A 17,495-nucleotide genomic window follows, 5' to 3' on the forward strand; every position below is an offset into this window, starting at 1 on the left:
ACCCCTATACCTTCGTGGCCCGGCTCCCCGGGGGGAGCTTCCAGGGGGAGGCCAGGGCCCTGGCCCCGGACCTCTCCGCCTGGGAGGTGCGCTACCAGGGAGAGGTGCGGGGGCTTTCCTTCTTCTACGAGGGGCTGAAAGGGGGCAGGCTCTGGGGGAGCTGGCGCCTTGGGCCCGGAGGACTGGAGGGGGAGAACCGGGTAGAGGGCGGGGTGGTGGAGCTGGTGGGCTTCCTCCTCACCGGGGTCAAGGGGGAGGTGGCCTTCCGGGAGGACCGGGTGGAGGCCAGGCTTCAGGGGGTGGGCCTCGAGGGGCCCCTTTCCGCAAGGGCCGAGGTGGACCTGAAGGCGGAACGCTACCGCTTCTTTCTCACGGGCCGGCCCCGGCTTCCCGCCCTGGCCCGGCACTACCGCCTTTCCCTGCCGGTGGAGGGGGATGGGGAGCTTCGGCTTGAGGGGGAAGGCTGGGACCGGATCCGGGTCAAGGGGAGGTTTTGGGGGGAGGGGCGGTTTCTCTCCGAGCCCTTCCGCCACCGGGGAACCCTTTCCTTCGACCGGGTCTTCTCCCTGAAGGCCGAGGCGGAGGGCAGGCTTTTTGACCGCACCTACCGGCTGGGCTTTGGCCTGATGGGCCAGGGCTACCAGGCGAGCCTGGAGGACTCCTTGGGAAGCAGGGTTGTCCTCAAGGGCCAGGGAAACCGCACGGAAGCCCAGGGCCAGGTGGCCTGGCCCAGGCCCCTAGAGGGATGGGCCCAGGTGGCCTTTGAAAGCGACGGAAGCCAGTGGCAGGCCCGGGTGCAAAGCCCTGGGGTGCACCTTCCCTTCTTCCGGCCCCTGGATCTTTCGGGGGAGGTGGCGGGGGAAGGGGACCGGGTTTCGGGAAGGCTTGGTCCTCTGGCCCTTGGGGGGAGCTGGGGCCAGCTTGGGCTAAAGCTTTCCCCCACGCCCTTGCAGGTGGGGAGCCTGGAAGGGGAGGGAAGGCTTTTAGGGGGAAGGCTTCAGGCCCACCTGCGCTACGCTTCCCCTTACACGGGCTTTCCTCTATGGGTGTGGCAGGAAGGTGGGGCCTACCGTTTCCAAACCCCTCACGGGGAGGGGGAGTACCGGGGTGGGATCCTGGCCCTGCGCCTGCGGGACCTGCCCATCCACGCCCTGGACGAGTTCCGTCTTTCCGGGCAAGCCCTGTACCGGGATGGCGAGCTTTCGGGAAGGCTTGCCCTGAAGGGCCGTTATCTGGAGGCGGAAGGGAACCTGCGCCGCCTGGGGGCGGAGATCCAGGGAAGGTTCATGACCCCCTGGGGAAGCCTCCCCTTTGCTGGGGCTTACGGCCCAAAGCCGGGCCTCACCTTGAAGGCCCAGGACCTTCTCCTGCGCTATCAAGGGGGCTTAAGCCTGAGGGGAAGGGCGCGGCTGGGACCCTTGGTCCTTGGGGCCGACCTCCTCTATGATGGGGGCTTCCAGGGCTGGGCCCGGGTGGAAACCCCTTGGCTGGCAGGGGTTTTGCAGGGGGAGAGTGGAAGGCTGGTCCTGGCGGGGCTAAAGGGGTACGCCCAGGGGGAAGGGGAGGTCTACCCGGAGCTGCGGATTGCGGGTAGGTTCCTCCCTCCCCTGCCGGAGGGCCTCGAGGTGCCTCCTTTGGCCTTCCGTCTGGACCGGAAAGGTTTGGAAGTGCTGGGGGTGGGGAGGCTGGAGTTCGCCGGGCGGTATCCCTTCCACCTGGCCCTTCCTTGGAGGTACCGAGGGGTTTCCGGCCGCTTCCAGGCGGAGGGTACCCTGGAACGAGGCCAGCTTAGCCTTTCCTCTCCCTATGGCCGCGTGGAGGCTCAGGGAGGCTGGCGGGATCTAAGGGTAAGGGGGCAGGGGGAGGTTCCCTATGTGGGTCCGGTGCGGATGGCAGGGAAGCTGGACCTCCTGGGGCTTGCCTACCAGGCCCAGGCCCACCTGGAGAAGCTGGACCTAAGGCTCGGCCTGGTGGGGCGGGGGGCGGGCTTCCGCTTCCAGGGCCAGGCTCCGGGTCTTCGTCTCCTGGGAGGGTACGAGGAGGAGCTAAGCCTTCTGCTCCAGGCGGAGGCCTTTGACCTCTCCCCTTGGGGGCTTCCCGCACGGGCCAGCGGCACCTGGGGCACCCGGGGTGGAAGGCTTAGGCTGGAAAGCCCCTATGGGGAGGTCCTTTTCACCGGGGAGGAACTTCTTTCCGCCCAGGCAAGGCTTTCTGGGCCCTACTTCCAGGGAGAGGGCCAGGTTTCCCCGGAAGGGCTTTCCTTGGCGGTGCGGGGAGAGTACGAGAAAAACGGGCTAGGAGTGCGCCTAAAGGCGGAAGGGGAAGGGCCCTGGCGGGCCTTCCGCCTGGGGCTTTCCGGGGAGACTCGGCTTCCCTACTTTGGCGGCCTGCCCCTTTCGGGCCAGGTGTGGACCGAGGAGGGAGGTCTTCGCTACCGGTTGCAAGGTCCCTTGTCCCTCGAGGGGGAGGGACCTAGCTATAGGGGTAGCCTGGCCTTGCCCTTTGCTGCCCTGGGAAGGGAGGGAAGGATTGCGGGGAGTTTCCAGGGCCAGGGGCTTCAGGTGGCGGGGAAGGGGGAGGGGAACTTTGCCGGCCTGCCCTTCACCTTCCAGGGGGAATACCAGGGTAAGCCCTTCCTGGCCCTAAGGTGGGAGGGCGGCGAGGCGGCGCTAACGGGGGAGGAGGTGAGGTTTTCCCTGGAGGAGGTGGCCCCTTTGGCCCGGGCCCTGGGCCTTTCCCTTGCGGGAAGGGCGGGGGGAAGGCTGACCCTTTCTGGCGAAGGGGAGGCCTGGGCGCGGGTGCGCTATGGAGCGGAATCCCTGGTCCTGGACTACCGGGAAGGGATTCTCCGCCTCCTCCTCGCCGATCGGGATGCGGGTTTGGCCTGGGCTCCCAAGGAGGGGAGGCTCTGGGGGCTAGGGGAGGTGTCCGGGGAGGGTAGGTTCCACCTGGGGCCCGGGCTTCAAGGGGAGGTGGAGGGGAGTTTCCGCTACGGTCCTGTGGGGCTTGGGCTTAGAGGTTCCTTGGAGGGTGTAGCCCTGGAAGCCCGCTACCAGCAAGAGGGGCTTGGGTGGACGGAGCTTGCGGGCCGGGTAAACCTCTTGGCCTTGAGGGGGGAGGGTACCCTGCGCCATGCCTCCCCGTATGGGGAAGGGGAGGTGGCGTGGGCCTTTGAGGGAAGCCGCTACCGGGGGGAGGGAAGGTTTAAGAGCCTCCGCTACCTGGAGCAGGAAGGGCCCTTGCGCCTAGAGGGGGAGGGAACCCGGGCGGAGGTTTCCTGGGAGGCGCCCTTGGCCTTGATGGCCCGGTACGACGGGGCCTGGCACCTTTCGGCGCAGGGCGAGGGCAAGGTGGAGGGAATGGTCCTTCGGTTGGATCTTTCCTGGGGCCCGGAGGGGTATCGGGGAAGGCTTTGGGGGGAGGGGCATGGGCTTCTCCTAAAGGGGGAGGGGGAAGGGCCTTTGCACCTTACCCTAAAGGGCAAGGACCTTCCGGGGGAGGTGGCGGCGGAAGCAACCCTGGAGGACCTTTTCCTTTCCGGAAAGGCCCAATACCGCCTGGAGCTGGGCCAGGCCCGGCTGGAAGCCCAGGGGAGTTTTCAAGCGGGGTGGCCTGGGTTTTCCGGGGGTCAGACCTTGGGCCACCTCGAGGGCCAGGGAAGCCTCTTGGGGAACGGGGAGGTTTTGCCCTTCCGCTTTGCCTACCGCTACCGGGGCGGGCCCTTAGGGGTGGAGGCCCTTTCCCTGGTGGGGGAGGCGGAGGGTTTCCGCTTGAGGCTTGCGGAGGGGCATCTGGTCCTGGACTTGGACCGGGACCTCGCCCCCTTTGGCCTTCCCGTGCGGGTTAAGGCGGAGGCGGATGGGCCCTGGCAGGAGGCCCTTCAGGTAAGCCTGGAGCGTCCGGAGGGACGGCTATCCGGGAAGGCCTGGCTCTGGCCTCTTGGGGCGGAGCTTCTGGGGGAGGTGCTTGGGGAGAAGGTGGGGGTGAGGTACCGGGATGGGGAGGTGGTGGGGAGCTTCCAGGGGCCGGGGCTTATGGGGGAAGCCCGCTACCGGAAGGGGCTTTCCGGCCTCCTCACCCTCCGCTACCTCCTGCCCCAGGGGGGGCTTGCTGGAAGGGTGGACCTCGGGGCGGGCTTGTTCCAGCTCCAGGGGGAGGGGGCCTGGCAGGGCCTATGGGAGGGAGGGTTCTGCCTGCCTTTGCCCTTGGGGAGGTGCCCGGGCCTCGAGGCCTGGGCTTCAGGGAGCCTGGCGTACCAGGGCGTGGCCTTCCAGGGCCAGTACCGCTACCTGGCGGAAAAGGGGTACCCGGGAAGGGTTACGGGGGAGGGCAGGCTTTCCACTCCCTATGGAGCGGTCCTGGCCCGGGGAGAGGGGCTGGGCCTGGATCTTTTGGGAGAGGGGCTTCCCCTTTCCGGGCGGCTGGATCTTTCCCCCTTCCGCCTGGCCTACCGCTACGCCGGGGCCCTGCCCCGGGGCCTGGGGGAGCTTTGGGCCCATGGGGTTTATCCCGGGGAGTGGCTTAAGGGCCAGTACCGCTACGGGGAGGTGGCGCTTTCCCTTAAGGGGCTTCAGGGCTTCCAGGTGGGGGTTTCCGGGGCGGGGGTTTCCGGCGAGGTGGGGCCTAAGGGCGTGGCCTTCCAGTTTGAGGGGTTCCGCTATGGTCCCTTGACCCTTTCCGGCAGAATGGAGGGTCCCTGGCGGGAAGTGGGGTTGAACCTGGCCCTCCTGGCCTGGGGCCGGAGGGCTGAGGTGGAAGGGCGGTACGGAAGGGAAGGGCTCACCCTGGGGTTCCACGGGGACCTCGAGGGGCAGGTGGCCTGGCAGGAGGCCTGGAAGGGAAAGGTGGCCTTTAAGGAGGGAAGCCTGGAGCTTTCCGGCAAACAGGTTCCCGAACTCCAGGGGGAGGTTTTGGGGGAAAGGGTGCGCCTGGCCTGGCCTCGTCTGGAGGTGGGGGAAGTGCGCCTGGACCTGGCGGCCCGCCAGGCGGAAGGGGAGGGCAGGATCCTTAAAGCCCTGTTGCCCGGAGGCCTTGGGGTTTTGGGGCAGGGGGATAGGCTTCTTCTGGAGTACCGGGTGCCCGGGGTGGGCCTGCCCCTGGAGGGCAGCGTGAACCTGAAGGATCTGTCCCTGACCCTGACCAGCCCCCAAGGGGAAGGGGCCTTGGCCTATGCCGGGGGCCAGGTGGAGGGGGCCTTGGCCTTGGACCTTTCCGGCTTCCGCTTGCGCCTGGAAGGGGCGAAGGACCGGGTGCGCCTCTTGGGGGAGCATCCTGCCTTTTCCTGGTGGGCGGCGGGGGCGGGGAGGCTTCAGGGAGAGGTGGATCTTGGAGGGGCCTACCGGGTTTCCTACCGGGCGGGGGAACAGGCCCTGGAGGTGGAGGGGAGGCTTTTGGAAGCCAGGCTCCGGGCGGAGGGTCCCTACCTTGCCGGCGAGCTTACCTATCCCCCTGCCGGGGAGGTTCGGGTGGACCTTCCCCTTCCCCCCCTGGAAAGCCGCTTCCGGGGCCGGGTTTTTGGGGAAGGATACCAGGTGGAGGGGGCGTTGGAGGGAGCGGTGGGCCGGATCACCGCCAAAGGAAGGCTTCTTCCCCTTAGCGGCAGGCTTCGCCTGGAGGGAGCGGCCTTGGAGGATCTCGTGGGCCGCTACGCTCCGTATCTGAAGGGGGTGGTTTCCGGGGAGCTGGCCCTGGAGGGTACCCGGGCCCAGGGCCGGCTGGAGGGGGAGGCGGAGGTGGCGGGAAGCCGCCTGCCCTTCCTCTTCGCGGGAGCTTTGGGTCCTGGGTTGGTGCAGGGGGAGGGGCAGCTTGGGCAAAGTCCCTTCCAAGTGGCCCTCGAGGGGGATCGGCTGGACCTTTCCGCTTCCCTCCGGGGCTTTCCCCTCCATCTCCTCCTCATGGCGGTGGCGGGGCCCCTGGAGGGGGAGGCCTACTGGACGGGGGCGGTGCGGCTCCGCCTTCCCCTTTCCCACCCCTTGCGGGGCGAGGGGGTCCTGGTGGGGGAGGCCTTGCGCTTCGTGGGGGCTGGGGATGAGCTTAAGGGCCAGGCGGTCTTCCGCCTGGAAGGAGGCCGGGTCCTGGTGGACCGGCTCCGCCTTCTGGGCCGGGGAAGCTGGGAGGGCGGGGGGTACTGGAGCCCGGAGGGAAGCGACCTTTACCTAAGCCTCAAGGACACGGTCTTCACCCCGGTGCTCCAGGTGGTGCCCCCCTTAAAGCCGTACCGGCCCGAGGGTTCGGGAAGCCTCCTCCTGAGGCTTAAGGGGGAGGGTTTCCAGGTGGAGTTCAAGGACTTCCGCTTCCGCTTGGGGCCGGTGGCGGGATACCTTCCCCAGGGGCTACTCTCCTTGAACGGGGGGGCGCGGGCGGAGGGGGAGCTCACCCTTTTGGCTCCCTTCCCCGGGAAGGCCAGGCTGGGCCTCGAGGGCAGATTGGAGGAATTTCAAGTTAGCGCCAAGGGCGTGGTTACCCTGCCCGGGCTGAAGGAGGAAACCCCGGCGGAGGTAGCCTTCCGCTACCCGGGCTACGGGGTGGAGATCCGCCTTGGGGAGGCCCAGGCCCAGGGAACCCTCTTTCCCTTGCGCCTTGCCGGCTACGGCCGCCTTCCCCTTTACTATCCCCGGTACTACCTGCAAGAGGGCCTTCTGGACGTGAAGAGCTTCTTCCTCTACGAGGAGAAGGGCACCTACCACCTCACGGGCAACGCCGAGGTCCTTCGGGCCAGGCTGGCCCTGCCGGAGGCAAGGGCCAAGGAGCTGACCCAGGGGGGGGTGGAGCTGGGGGGAAGCGGGGCGGGAAAGCCCACCCCCGTGCCCCTGGTCTTCGAGGGGGTGCGGGTGTATGCGGAAAGGGGAGTCCTGGTGCAGGAAAGCCTGGCCCAGGGGGAGCTCAAGGGGGAGGTGTTTCTGGGGGGAAGCTACACCGACCCCTACCTGTCGGGACAGGTGGAGGCCCTGTGGGGTAACTTCCGCCTCTGGGATTCCCTCTTTACCCTGGATTCCACGGCAAGCTTCCTGCGCTTTTTCCCGGACCGGGGCATCCTCCCCGAGTTTCGCCTTAAGGCCCAGACGGAAACCCGGGGCCACAAGGTCTTCCTGGAGGCCACGGGGGAGTTTTTGCGGGAAAACGGCCGGGTGAAGGTGCGCCTCGAGCCCCACTTCACCTCGGATCCCGCCCTCAGTGAGCCCGAGATCTACGCTCTCCTCACCCTGGGTACCCCCGATGTCACCCGGCTGGCGGAAACCCTTCCCCAGGTGGCCCTGGGGGCCGCTTTGGAGAACCTGGTGCTGGGCCAGCTGGAGCGGGAGCTCGCCCGTTCCTTGGGCCTTGACCGCTTCCAGGTGCAGCTTCCCCTTCTCCAGGGGGGAGATCTGGAGGAAACCCGCTTTTCCGTGGGCAAGTACCTGAGCCCCGAGCTCTTCTTGGGCTACGAGCTGGACCTCAGGGGGGAGCAGACCCTGAGCGCCCAGTACCGCCGGGATGGCCTCACCTTTTCCCTGGGCTCCACCTTCCTGCCAGGGGATGGCAGGCTTGCCCGCTTCACCTTCACCCTGGGGTACGACCTTACCCCGGCGTTGGGCTTGAGCTTTAGCCTCGAGGCGGCGGACACCACCCGCTTTGGCGTGGGTGCCCTTTACCGGTGGTAGCATGGCCCAGGTATGCGCGCTTTGGCCAAGCTGGCCCCGGAAGAGGGCCTAACCCTGGTGGAACGCCCCGTGCCCGAGCCGGGCCCGGGGGAGATCCTGGTGCGGGTGGAGGCTGCCAGCATCTGCGGCACCGACCTCCACATCTGGCGGTGGGACCATTGGGCGAGGGGCCGGATCAAGCCTCCCCTCATCACCGGCCACGAGTTCAGCGGGGTGGTGGAACGGGTGGGGCCCGGAGTGAAAAGGCCCCAGGTGGGGGACCACGTGAGCCTGGAAAGCCATGTTGTTTGCCATGCCTGCCCCGCCTGCCGCACGGGCAACTACCATGTCTGCCTCAACACCCAGATCCTGGGGGTGGACCGGGACGGCGGGTTTGCCGAGTACGTGGTGGTGCCGGCGGAAAACGCCTGGGTGAACCCCAAGGACCTGCCCTTTGAGGTGGGGGCCATCCTGGAGCCCTTCGGCAATGCGGTGCATACCGTGTACGCGGGAAGCGGGGTTTCCGGGAAAAGCGTCCTCATCACCGGGGCGGGGCCCATCGGCCTGATGGCGGCCATGGTGGCCCGGGCCAGCGGGGCCGGGCCTATCCTGGTATCCGACCCCAACCCCTACCGCCTGAACTTCGCCAGGCCCTACGCCGACCGGCTCGTGAACCCCCTGGAGGAGGATCTCCTTGCCGTGGTGGAGGAGGTGACGGGAAGCGGGGTGGAGGTCCTCCTGGAGTTTTCCGGGAATGAGGTGGCCATCCACCAGGGGCTTAAGGCCTTGATCCCGGGGGGGGAGGCCAGGATCCTGGGCATTCCCTCGGACCCCATTCGCTTTGACCTGGCGGGGGAGCTGGTCATGCGGGGGATCACCGCCTACGGCATCGCGGGAAGAAGGCTCTGGCAGACCTGGATGCAGGGCACCGCCTTGGTCTACTCGGGCCGGGTGGACCTTACCCCCCTCATCACCCACCGCCTGCCCATGAGCCAGTACCGGGAGGCCTTTGGCCTCTTGGCCTCGGGGCAGGCGGTGAAGGTGATTTTGGATCCCAAGGCCTAGGTTCCCCTGGCCTCCAGGGGTGTGCGGGGTACACCCTGGGTGCCAGGTTCGTGTGTTAGGCTTCCCCCAAAGGGGGTGGGCATGGTTTCCCGCAGGCGGGTGCTCCTGGGTTTTTTGGGGCTTTCCCTGGTTCGGGCGCAGGGGATTCGGGTGGAGGAGGTGGTGGGGGGCCTCGAGGTGCCCTGGGCCTTGGCCTTTTTACCCGACAGGAGCTTCCTGGTCTCCGAACGGCCGGGGCGGATTCAGTGGGTGCAGGGGGGAAGGGCCTCGCTTTACGCGGAGCTTCCCGTTTACCACCGGGGGGAGTCGGGGCTTCTTGGCCTCGCCCTCCATCCCCAGTTTCCCCGGGTGCCCTACCTCTACGCCTACCGCACGGTGGAGGAAGGAGGCCTCAGGAACCAGGTGGTGCGCCTGAGGCACCAAGGGAATAGGGGCGTGCTGGACCGGGTGGTCCTGGACGGCATTCCCGCCCGCTTTCACGGCCTGCACTCCGGGGGACGGCTCGCCTTCGGTCCCGATGGGATGCTGTACGTGACCACAGGGGAGGTGTACGAGCGGGAGCTGGCCCAGGACCTGTCCTCCTTGGGGGGTAAGGTTCTCAGGATCACCCCGGAAGGCAAGCCGGCACCGGGGAACCCCTTCCTGAACCGTCCCGGAGCCAGGCCCGAGATCTATAGCTATGGCCACCGCAACCCCCAGGGCCTGGCCTGGCACCCGAGGACCGGGGAGCTTTTTGCCAGCGAGCACGGGCCCAGCGGGGAACAGGGCTTCGGCTATGACGAGGTGAATGTGATCGTGGCGGGGGGCAACTACGGCTGGCCCCGGGTGGTGGGACGGGGGGACGACCCCCGCTACCGCGACCCTCTTCACTTCTGGCCCGAGGGTTTCCCTCCCGGAAACCTGGCCTTCTGGAGGGGGGACCTGTACGTGGCGGGCCTCAGGGGGCAGGCCCTCTTGCGGCTGGTACTGGACGGGGACAAGGGCCACTGGCGGGTGGCGCGGGTGGAAACGGCCCTTTCGGGTTTTGGCCGCCTGAGGGAGGTGCAGGTGGGTCCCGATGAAGCCCTTTACGTCACCACCTCCAACCGCGATGGCCGGGGCCAGGTGCGCCCCAACGACGACAAGGTGTTAAGGCTGCGTTAGGCTTTAGGGGTGGAAAGGATCCTGCCCTTTCGCTTTGATGAGAAGGAAAGGGTCTTCTGGCTTCTGGACCAGAGGAAGCTTCCCCTCGAGGAGATCTGGGTTCCCGTGCGCACCGCCAAGGAGATGGCGGAAGCCATCCGGGCCATGGTGGTGCGGGGGGCCCCGGCCATCGGGGTCTCCGCCGCCTATGGCATGGTGCTGGCCCACCTGAGCGGGGAGGACCCTGAGGGGGCGGACCGCCTTCTAAGGCAGAGCCGGCCCACGGCGGTGAACCTCTTCTACGCCCTGGATCGGATGCGCCCGCACTGGGGGAACCTGGCGGGAAGCCTTAAGGAGGCCCAGGCCATCTGGCGGGAGGTGGAGGAAACGGAAAGGGCCATAAGCCTAAATGGGGCCAAGGTGCTAAGGGGCCAGGTCCTCACCCACTGCAACACCGGCCCCCTGGCCACGGGGGGGTACGGCACCGCCTTGGGGGCTATTGTGGAGGCTCACCGCCAGGGGCGGGTTTCCCATGTCTGGGTGGATGAAACCCGGCCCTACCTGCAAGGGGCCAGGCTCACCGCCTACGAGCTAAAGAAGGCTGGGGTTCCCGCCACCTTGATCGCGGACAACATGGCGGGCTTCCTCATGACCCAGGGCCGGGTGGATGCGGTCATCGTGGGAGTGGACCGCATGGCCCTGAACGGGGACTTTGCCAACAAAATCGGCACCTATACCCTGGCGGTTCTCGCCCACCACCACGGGATTCCCTTCTATGCCGCCCTGCCCCTTTCCTCCGTGGACCCAAGCCTGGAAAGTGGGCAGGGGATCCCCATAGAGGAACGCTCCCCCGAGGAGGTCTTGGAGCTAAGGGGAGTGCGCCTCGCCCCCTTGGGGGTGGCTGCCTACCATCCTGCCTTTGACATTACCCCTCATCGCTACCTTACGGGCATCATCACGGAGAAGGGGATCCTCTACCCACCCTTTGACGAAGCCTTACGGGATGCTTTGGGGATTTCTTGAGGGCCTATTGGGCCATGCCTGCCCGGGATGTGGGGGGAAGTTGGATGCACCCCTTCTTTGCTCCGCCTGCCGCCAGGGCCTTAAGGCCTTTGCCGCGGGGGAGATGGTTTACCTGGGCCTTTACGGGCGGGTGGGAGGGATGGTGCGGGCCTTGAAGTACGGCAGGCGGTTCGGCCTTGCCCCCCTCCTGGCCGAACCCTTGGCGGAGGCGGTCTTGGCCCAGGGCTGGGGGCTTTCCGGGGTCACCGCCGTCCCCACCCTGCTTCCCCGGTTGGTTGTTAGGGGCTACAATCCCCCAGAGCTCCTGGGACGGATCCTGGCAGCCCGCCTTGGGCTTCCCTACCTCCGGGTTTTGCGGCGGGCGCGCTACACTCCAAGCCAGCCCACCCGGGGCCGGGCCCGGCGCCGCCTGCCCGAGGATCTATTTGTTCCCGTGCTGCGGGTGGAGGGAAGCTGGCTTCTCGTGGACGACGTCCTCACCAGCGGGACCACCTTCTTAAGGGCCAAGGAAGCCCTCCTTAAGGCAGGGGCAAGCCGGGTCTACGGGGCCTTTTTAGCGGTGCGGGACCCTGGGGCCCTGGGTCCTTACCGCTAAAGCCCACACTTTTCCCTATGCCTGGCCCTAGACTGAGGCAAAGGGGGTGGGTTTGCGTGAGGAAGTTTCGCAGGTTAACGGACCTTCTCCCCCACCTCCGGGAAGGCCGCTACCGCCTGGGGCCCCATGTGGCCAAGCACATGCTTCAGGAGGGCTTCACCGAGCTGGATGTGCTCAGGGCCTTGGAATGGGGCAGGGAGCTGGCCATCTACCCCGAGGACCAAAGGATGCTGGTCTTGGGCTACATGATCTTTCCTCCCCGGTTGAAGCTTCCCCTGCATGTGGTGCTGGAGTACGCCACCCCGCGGCACGTGGACATCGTGACCGCCTTCATCCCCAAGGAACCCTACCGGGTGTACTCCCGGGCCCGGCTGGCGGCCATCCTGCGCTTTGACGGGGCCTTGGAGGAGGTGCGTTGGAGTAGGCCCAAGGAGGCCTACCCCGCGTGGGACTAGGTGCACTCCGGGCAGCGGCCGTAGACCATGACCTCGTGCCCCTCGGCCAGGAAGCCCGGGGGCAGGGGGCCCTCCAAAGCCAGGTCGCAGCCCAAAAGCTCATACACCCTTCCGCAAAGGCGGCAGAGAAAGTGGTGGTGGTGCCCCTTTCCTGCGGGTTCGTAGCGGGAGGGTTCACCGGGAAGGGCCACCGGGGTGAGGAATCCCTCCTCCACCAGCCCCTTCAGGGTGCGGTACACGGTGGCGAGGCCCAAGGAGGGCACCTTCTTCCGGGCGAGCTCCAGGACCTCCTGGGGGGAAAGGGGACGGCCCGCCTCCAAAAAGGCCTCCCGGATGGCCCGCCGTTGCCGGGTGGAGCGCTCCATGGCCTTAGGATAGCAAGTTGAGAAGAAGTTTTCATCGTGGCCGGGTAGAGTGGGGGTATGCGCCCTTGGATACTTTTGGGGCTCCTTCTTTTTCCCGCCTTAGCCCAGGGGGATGGAAGGTATCTGGTGGGAAGGATCCTGGCCCTCGAGGCCCAACGGGGTGTGGCCCTGGTGGAGGTGGAGGGCGGGAGGCTGGAAGCCCTTCTACCCGTGGACGGGGGCGGGTACCGGGTGGGCCAGCGGGTGGTCCTCTACCAGGAGGGCGGTAAAACCTACGTGGCCGAGCCGGATCGCATGCCCTGGCTCCTTGGCCTTTTGGGCCTATTTGCCTTTCTGGCAGCCCTTTTGGGCCGGGGGAAGGGGGTTAGGGGGCTTCTAGGCACCTTCCTGAGCCTTTTGGTGGTGGTCTACCTCGTGGTTCCCAGGGTGGCGGCGGGTGGGAATCCCCTTCTCTACGCCTTTTTGGGAAGCGTGGGGGTGCTTCTTCTCACCGTCTACCTGGTCCACGGGGTAAACCGCAAGACCACCGCTGCCCTGTTGGGCACCCTGGCCTCGGTGGCCTTCGTGTTGTTCCTGGCCCTCTTCTTCACCCGAAGCATGGGGTTTACAGGCCTGGCCTCGGAGGAAGCCCTGCTCCTCAGGCAATGGGGGGGTGTGGACCTCCTCTCCCTCTTCCTGGCGGGGGTGGTGGTGGGTACGCTGGGGGCCTTGACCGACGTGAGCGTGACCCAGGCGGCGGTGGTCCAGGCCCTAGCCCACGCCAACCCCCGCTTTGGCCTTGGAGAGCTTTACCGTAGGGGCATGGAGGTGGGCTACGACCACATCGGCAGCCTGGTGAACACCCTGGTCTTGGCCTACGCCGCAGGTTCCTTGCCCCTTTTTCTTCTCCTCACCCGGGATCCCACCCCCTTGCGCTTCCTCCTGAACACCGAGCCCTTTGCCGCGGAGATCGCCTCCATGGTGCTGGGTTCCTTGGGGCTTCTTCTGGCGGTGCCCCTCACCACCCTGATGGCGGCCTGGTTCTTTCAGGGGGGAAGGGGTGGGCCTCCCGAGGACCATGGCCACACCCATTAAGGCGGAAGACCGGTGGCTGGCATAATGGAAGCCGTGCGCCTATTGCACACCGCGGACTGGCATCTGGGCAAGGTATTAAAGGGTGTGGACCGCACCCCCGAGATCGGGGAGGCGTTGAAAATCCTTCTGGAGATGGTGGCCAAGGAGGGGGTGGACCTGGTGGTGGTTTCCGGGGATCTCTTTGACCGCCCCCAGGTTTCCGCCGAGGCCGAGGCCATGGCGGTGGAGTTTTTCCTGCGCCTTAGGGAGCTTGGGGTGCCCGCCTTGGTCATCGCCGGCAACCACGATCCCAAGGAGCGCCTCGAGGCCCTTGCCCCCCTCTTCGCCCTGGCGGGGGCGGCGGTGCGGGGAAGGCCCCTTTTCCGGGAGGAAGGGGGGGTGGTGGAGGTGGGAGGGCTCAGGGCGGCCCTTCTCCCCTTTGTATCCGAGCGTATCCTGGTGAAAAAGGTTCTGCAGGAGGCCGAGGAGCGCCACCGCACCTACGCGGAGGCCATGCGGCGGATCCTCGCCAACCTGGAAAGCCCTCTTATGCTGGGGCACTTTGCCCTGGAGGGGGTTCGCCCGGGGGCGGGGGAGTTCGTCTTCCACCTTACGGGAAGCTACGCTGTTCCCCCTTCCACCTTGCCCCTGGGAGCCCGCTACGTGGCCTTGGGCCACATCCACCGCCAGCAACAGGTTTCCGAGGCCCCTGTGGCCTGGTATGCGGGAAGCCTCATCCAGCTGGACTTCGGCGAAGGGGAGGAGGCGGAGCGGGGGGCTTTGCTGGTGGAGGTGCCCGAGAGGGGGCCCGTCCGGGTCCACCCCATAAGGGAGCGCTGGGGGAAGCCCCTTAAAACCCTCCGCCTGAAGCCCGAGGAGCTGGACGGCAGGCTTCCCGAGCTGGAGCGCTTTCCCGGGTACCTCAGGGTGGTGGTGGAGGGCCGGCTTTCCCCGGCGGTGAAGGAGAGGCTCTTCCAGGGGCTTCCCCATCTCCTGGCGGTGGAAACCGCAGGAGGGCCTGAGGATGGGGGGAATGGGACCTTGGCCCCGGAGCTGGGTTTGGTGGAGGCCTACGACCGCTACCTGAAGGAACGGGGGCGGGAGGAGGAAGGGCTTCTGGAGCGGTTTAACCAGGTGCTCAAGGAGGTGGAGCTTGAGGCCCTTGCGCCTGGAGCTTGAGGGGTTTGGCCCCTACCGGGAGCGGCAGGGGGTGGACTTCTCCGATGTGGAGCTTTTCGCCATCACCGGGCCCACGGGGAGCGGGAAGAGCACCCTCCTGGACGCCATGGCCTTTGCCCTCTATGGGGTGGTGCCCCGGGTGGGGCGGAACGTGGGGAGCCTGGTCCACCCGGGTGCCAGCGAGGCCCGGGTGCGCCTCACCTTCCAGGTGGGGGGAAGGGTCTACAGGGTGGAGCGGGTGCGGGGGAAGCGGAGCGACGGGCGGCTCTTCGAGCTAGGCCCGGTGGGGGAGCGGCTTTTACCCTTGGAGACCCTGGACGCCTTGAACCGGGCCTTGGAGGAGCTTTTGGGCCTCACCTACGAGGCCTTTACCCGGGCCCTCCTCCTTCCCCAGGGGGAGTTTGACCGCTTCCTTAAGGGGGAGGCCAAGGAGAGGCGCAGGATTCTCCTGGATCTCTTTGAGCTTACCCGGCTGGAAAGGGCCAGGGAAAAGGCGGCTTCCCGCAAGGCGGCCCTGATGGAGGAGAAGGGCCGGCTGGAGGGGGAACTTGCGGGGCTTCTTGGGGTGAGCCTCGAGGCCAAGGAGAACTTGGAAAGGGCCCTGGCGGACCTAACCCGGGAGATCGCCCGCCTTCAGAACGAGAAAAGGCGCCTGGAGGAGGGGGTTTTGGAGCTCAAAGGCCTTCAGGCGCTTCTCCTTCGCAAAGGGGAGCTGGAAGGCCGCCTGGGCCGCCTCAGGGCCGAGGCTTCCCGCATGGCGGAGGTGGAGGAAAGGCTCAAGAAGGCATTGGAGGCGGAGGCCGCCCTGCCTTTGTGGCAGGACTTGAGAAGGAAGGAGGAGGCCCTGGCGGCCACAGCGCAGGAGCTCCAAAGGGTGCGCGCCCGGCTTTTCCAGCTGGAAGGGGACCGCCGAGCCCTGGCCTTTGACCCCGAGGCCCTAAAGGAGGCGCAAAGGGCTCTTCTGCAGGCGGAGGGGCTAAGGGCCCTCGAGGCCCTTTGGCGGCGGGTGGGAGTGAAGGAGCACCTGGCTCCCAGGCTGGGCCTGGCTCCCGAGGCCTACGCGGAGGCCCTGGAATCCCTCCTCCAGGAGGAAGCCCTTTTGGCGGAGAGGGAGCGGGAGCTATCCCGCCTGGTGGAAGAGCAAGGGCGGCTAAGGGAGAAGGAAGAAGCCCTGAACCGGGTTAGGGAGGCCCTGAAGGCCTTGGTGGAGGAGGGAGGGCAGGCCCGAGCCCAGGTGGAGGCTCTGGAGAAGGCTCTTAGGGGTGCGGAAGCCCACCGGCTTCGGCAGGAGCTGGAGGAGCTAAGGAGGAGGCGGGAGTTTTTGGAGGAGGAAAAAAGGCGCCTGGAGGCGGAGCTTGCCCAGCTGGCCAAGGAGGAAAGGCGCCTGGGGCTTCTCGCCTACCGCGATCTTTTGCAGCCGGGGGAGCCCTGTCCCTTGTGTGGGGGTGTGGTGCATGTCCTTCCCCATTCCCAAGAGAACCGAGGGCTTTCGGACCTGAGGAGGAGGCGGGAGGAAGGGGAGAAGGCCCTTAAGGAGCTCCTGACCCAGCTTGGGGCCGTGGCGGAGGAGGAAAGGGCCAAGCGGGAGGCCCTGGAAACCCTGGGCGTGGAGCCCATCCACGGGGATCCCAAGGAGCTGGAAGGGAAGCTTCAGGAAGCGCAGGCGAGGCTTCAGGAGCTAAGGGAAAAGTACCGGGAAAAACAGGGGGAGGCCCGGGCCCTCGAGGAGGAGGTGAAGCGGCTATCCCAGGAGAAGGAGCGTTTGCGCCAGGGGTTTTCCCGCCTGGAGGAGGAGGCGGAAATGGCCTGGGAAAAGACCCGGGAAGCCCTGGCCTCCCTGCGCCAGGAGAAGGAGGCCCTGGCGGCCGGGCTTTACCGCCTGCTTTGGGAGAGGACGGGGGGCAGGCCGGTGCCGGAGTACATCGGGACCCTTTCCCGGAGGGTGGAGGAGCTGGAGAAAAAGGAAAAACTGGACCGCGATCTCGCCCGGGCCTGGGAGGAAGCCTCCCGGACCCTGGCGGGGCTTTTGGCCCAGGAGGAGGAGCAGCGAAAGGCCCTCGAGGAGGCCAAGGGCCGGGTGGTGGGGCTGATGCCCGAGGAGGAGGCCAAGGCCCTTTACCTTCCACCCAAGGAGCGGGAGGCCCTGGCGGAGAGGATCCGGGCCCACCGGGAGGAGCTTGCCCAGGTGGAAGCCCTCCTGGAGGAGGTGGAGCGGGAGGCCAGGGCTCGCTTTCCCGGTTCCCTTCCCCCTTTGGCGGAGGTGGAGGCCCGCTTGCGGCGGGAAGAGGAAAGGCTTTCTGAGGTACAGGGGAGCCTCGAGGCCAGGATGGGAGAAAGGGCTGTTTTGGAGGAGCGGCTTAAGGAGATGGGGGAAAGGTTAAAGCGCCGCCGGGAGCTGGAAGCCCGCCTGGCGGAGGTGGTGCGGGAGATGGACCTCTGGGAGAAGCTGGCCTTTGACCTCCAGCAGAACAACTTTCCCGCCTACCTCCTGGGCCTTAGGCAGAGGAACCTGGTGGAGCGGGCGGATGAGCTCATGGCTACCCTTTCCTCCGGGCGCTACCGCCTGCGTTCCAAGGAGGACGAGTACCAGGTCCTGGACCTCTGGACCGAGGCGGTGCGCCCGGTTAAGACCCTTTCCGGGGGAGAAAGCTTCCTGGCAAGCCTCTCCTTAGCCCTGGCCCTTTCCGAGGAGCTTTCCCGGGGGCGGCTTGGGGCTTTGTTTTTGGACGAGGGCTTCGGTACCCTGGACCCGGAAACCCTGGAGGTGGTGGCGGGGGTGCTGGAGGCGCTTCCCACCCGGGGGCGGCTGGTGGGCATCGTCACCCACGTGGAGGCCCTGGCGGAAAGGCTTCCCGCCAGGCTCGTGGTGCGCAAGCATCCCTCGGGGAGCCGGGTGGAGTGGGCCTAGGGCTTATGAGTGGAATTTACTAGATAAGTGGAAAGGGTCTTTTGTCCCTGGTCAAGAAGATACCCAAGGGGGTATTGTGCGAAGTGCCCGGATCCCATAAAGCCCCGTCCA

The 17,495-nt window shown here is 66.9% G+C and carries 10 protein-coding genes; 9 read left to right on the plus strand and 1 reads right to left on the minus strand.

What is annotated here, in order from left to right:
- From AC27GT_RS09640 to AC27GT_RS09665, 6 genes are all read left to right on the plus strand, one after another.
- Positions 1-7,640, plus strand: a 7,640-nt coding sequence (locus AC27GT_RS09640) for a translocation/assembly module TamB domain-containing protein (RefSeq protein ID WP_487224064.1), incomplete at its 5' end; no start/stop codon positions are given.
- 12 nt (positions 7,641-7,652) lie between these two features.
- Positions 7,653-8,684 (plus strand): L-threonine 3-dehydrogenase, encoded by a 1,032-nt coding sequence (gene tdh, locus AC27GT_RS09645; protein ID WP_015716692.1) that lies wholly within the window; start codon positions 7,653-7,655, stop codon positions 8,682-8,684.
- 81 nt (positions 8,685-8,765) lie between these two features.
- Positions 8,766-9,827 carry a PQQ-dependent sugar dehydrogenase gene (locus AC27GT_RS09650; protein ID WP_487224065.1) on the plus strand — a complete coding sequence of 354 codons (1,062 nt, stop codon included), beginning with the start codon at positions 8,766-8,768 and terminating at the stop codon, positions 9,825-9,827.
- 9 nt (positions 9,828-9,836) lie between these two features.
- A complete protein-coding gene (mtnA, locus tag AC27GT_RS09655) occupies positions 9,837-10,829 on the plus strand; it encodes an S-methyl-5-thioribose-1-phosphate isomerase (RefSeq protein ID WP_487224066.1) in 993 nt (330 codons plus the stop codon).
- Entirely contained in the window at positions 10,810-11,424 is a 615-nt protein-coding gene (locus tag AC27GT_RS09660; protein ID WP_487224082.1) for a ComF family protein, read from the plus strand. The genes mtnA and AC27GT_RS09660 overlap by 20 nt, the downstream gene beginning before the upstream one ends.
- Positions 11,425-11,480: 56 nt before the next feature.
- A complete protein-coding gene (locus tag AC27GT_RS09665; protein WP_015716696.1) occupies positions 11,481-11,879 on the plus strand; it encodes a DUF4258 domain-containing protein in 399 nt (132 codons plus the stop codon).
- Here the strand turns inward: AC27GT_RS09665 and AC27GT_RS09670 are convergent.
- Complete coding sequence (locus AC27GT_RS09670) at positions 11,876-12,244, minus strand: zinc uptake transcriptional regulator (RefSeq protein WP_019551417.1); 369 nt, start codon at positions 12,242-12,244, stop codon at positions 11,876-11,878. The two genes, AC27GT_RS09665 and AC27GT_RS09670, sit on opposite strands and share 4 nt — an antisense overlap.
- A gap of 57 nt (positions 12,245-12,301) precedes the next feature.
- On the opposite strand from AC27GT_RS09670, the gene AC27GT_RS09675 reads away from it, so the two are divergent.
- The 3 genes from AC27GT_RS09675 to AC27GT_RS09685 are packed head-to-tail and all read left to right on the plus strand — an operon-like array spanning position 12,302 to position 17,384.
- Positions 12,302-13,318 carry a YibE/F family protein gene (locus AC27GT_RS09675; protein ID WP_487224067.1) on the plus strand — a complete coding sequence of 339 codons (1,017 nt, stop codon included), beginning with the start codon at positions 12,302-12,304 and terminating at the stop codon, positions 13,316-13,318.
- A gap of 33 nt (positions 13,319-13,351) precedes the next feature.
- A complete protein-coding gene (locus AC27GT_RS09680) occupies positions 13,352-14,476 on the plus strand; it encodes a metallophosphoesterase family protein (protein ID WP_487224068.1) in 1,125 nt (374 codons plus the stop codon).
- The gene (locus tag AC27GT_RS09685; RefSeq protein ID WP_487224069.1) at positions 14,451-17,384 is read left to right on the plus strand and encodes an AAA family ATPase; all 2,934 of its coding nucleotides are present in this window, start codon (positions 14,451-14,453) and stop codon (positions 17,382-17,384) included. The genes AC27GT_RS09680 and AC27GT_RS09685 overlap by 26 nt, the downstream gene beginning before the upstream one ends.
- Positions 17,385-17,495: the final 111 nt, after the last annotated feature.

It is taken from the genome of Thermus sp. KWY1 (assembly GCF_057547025.1).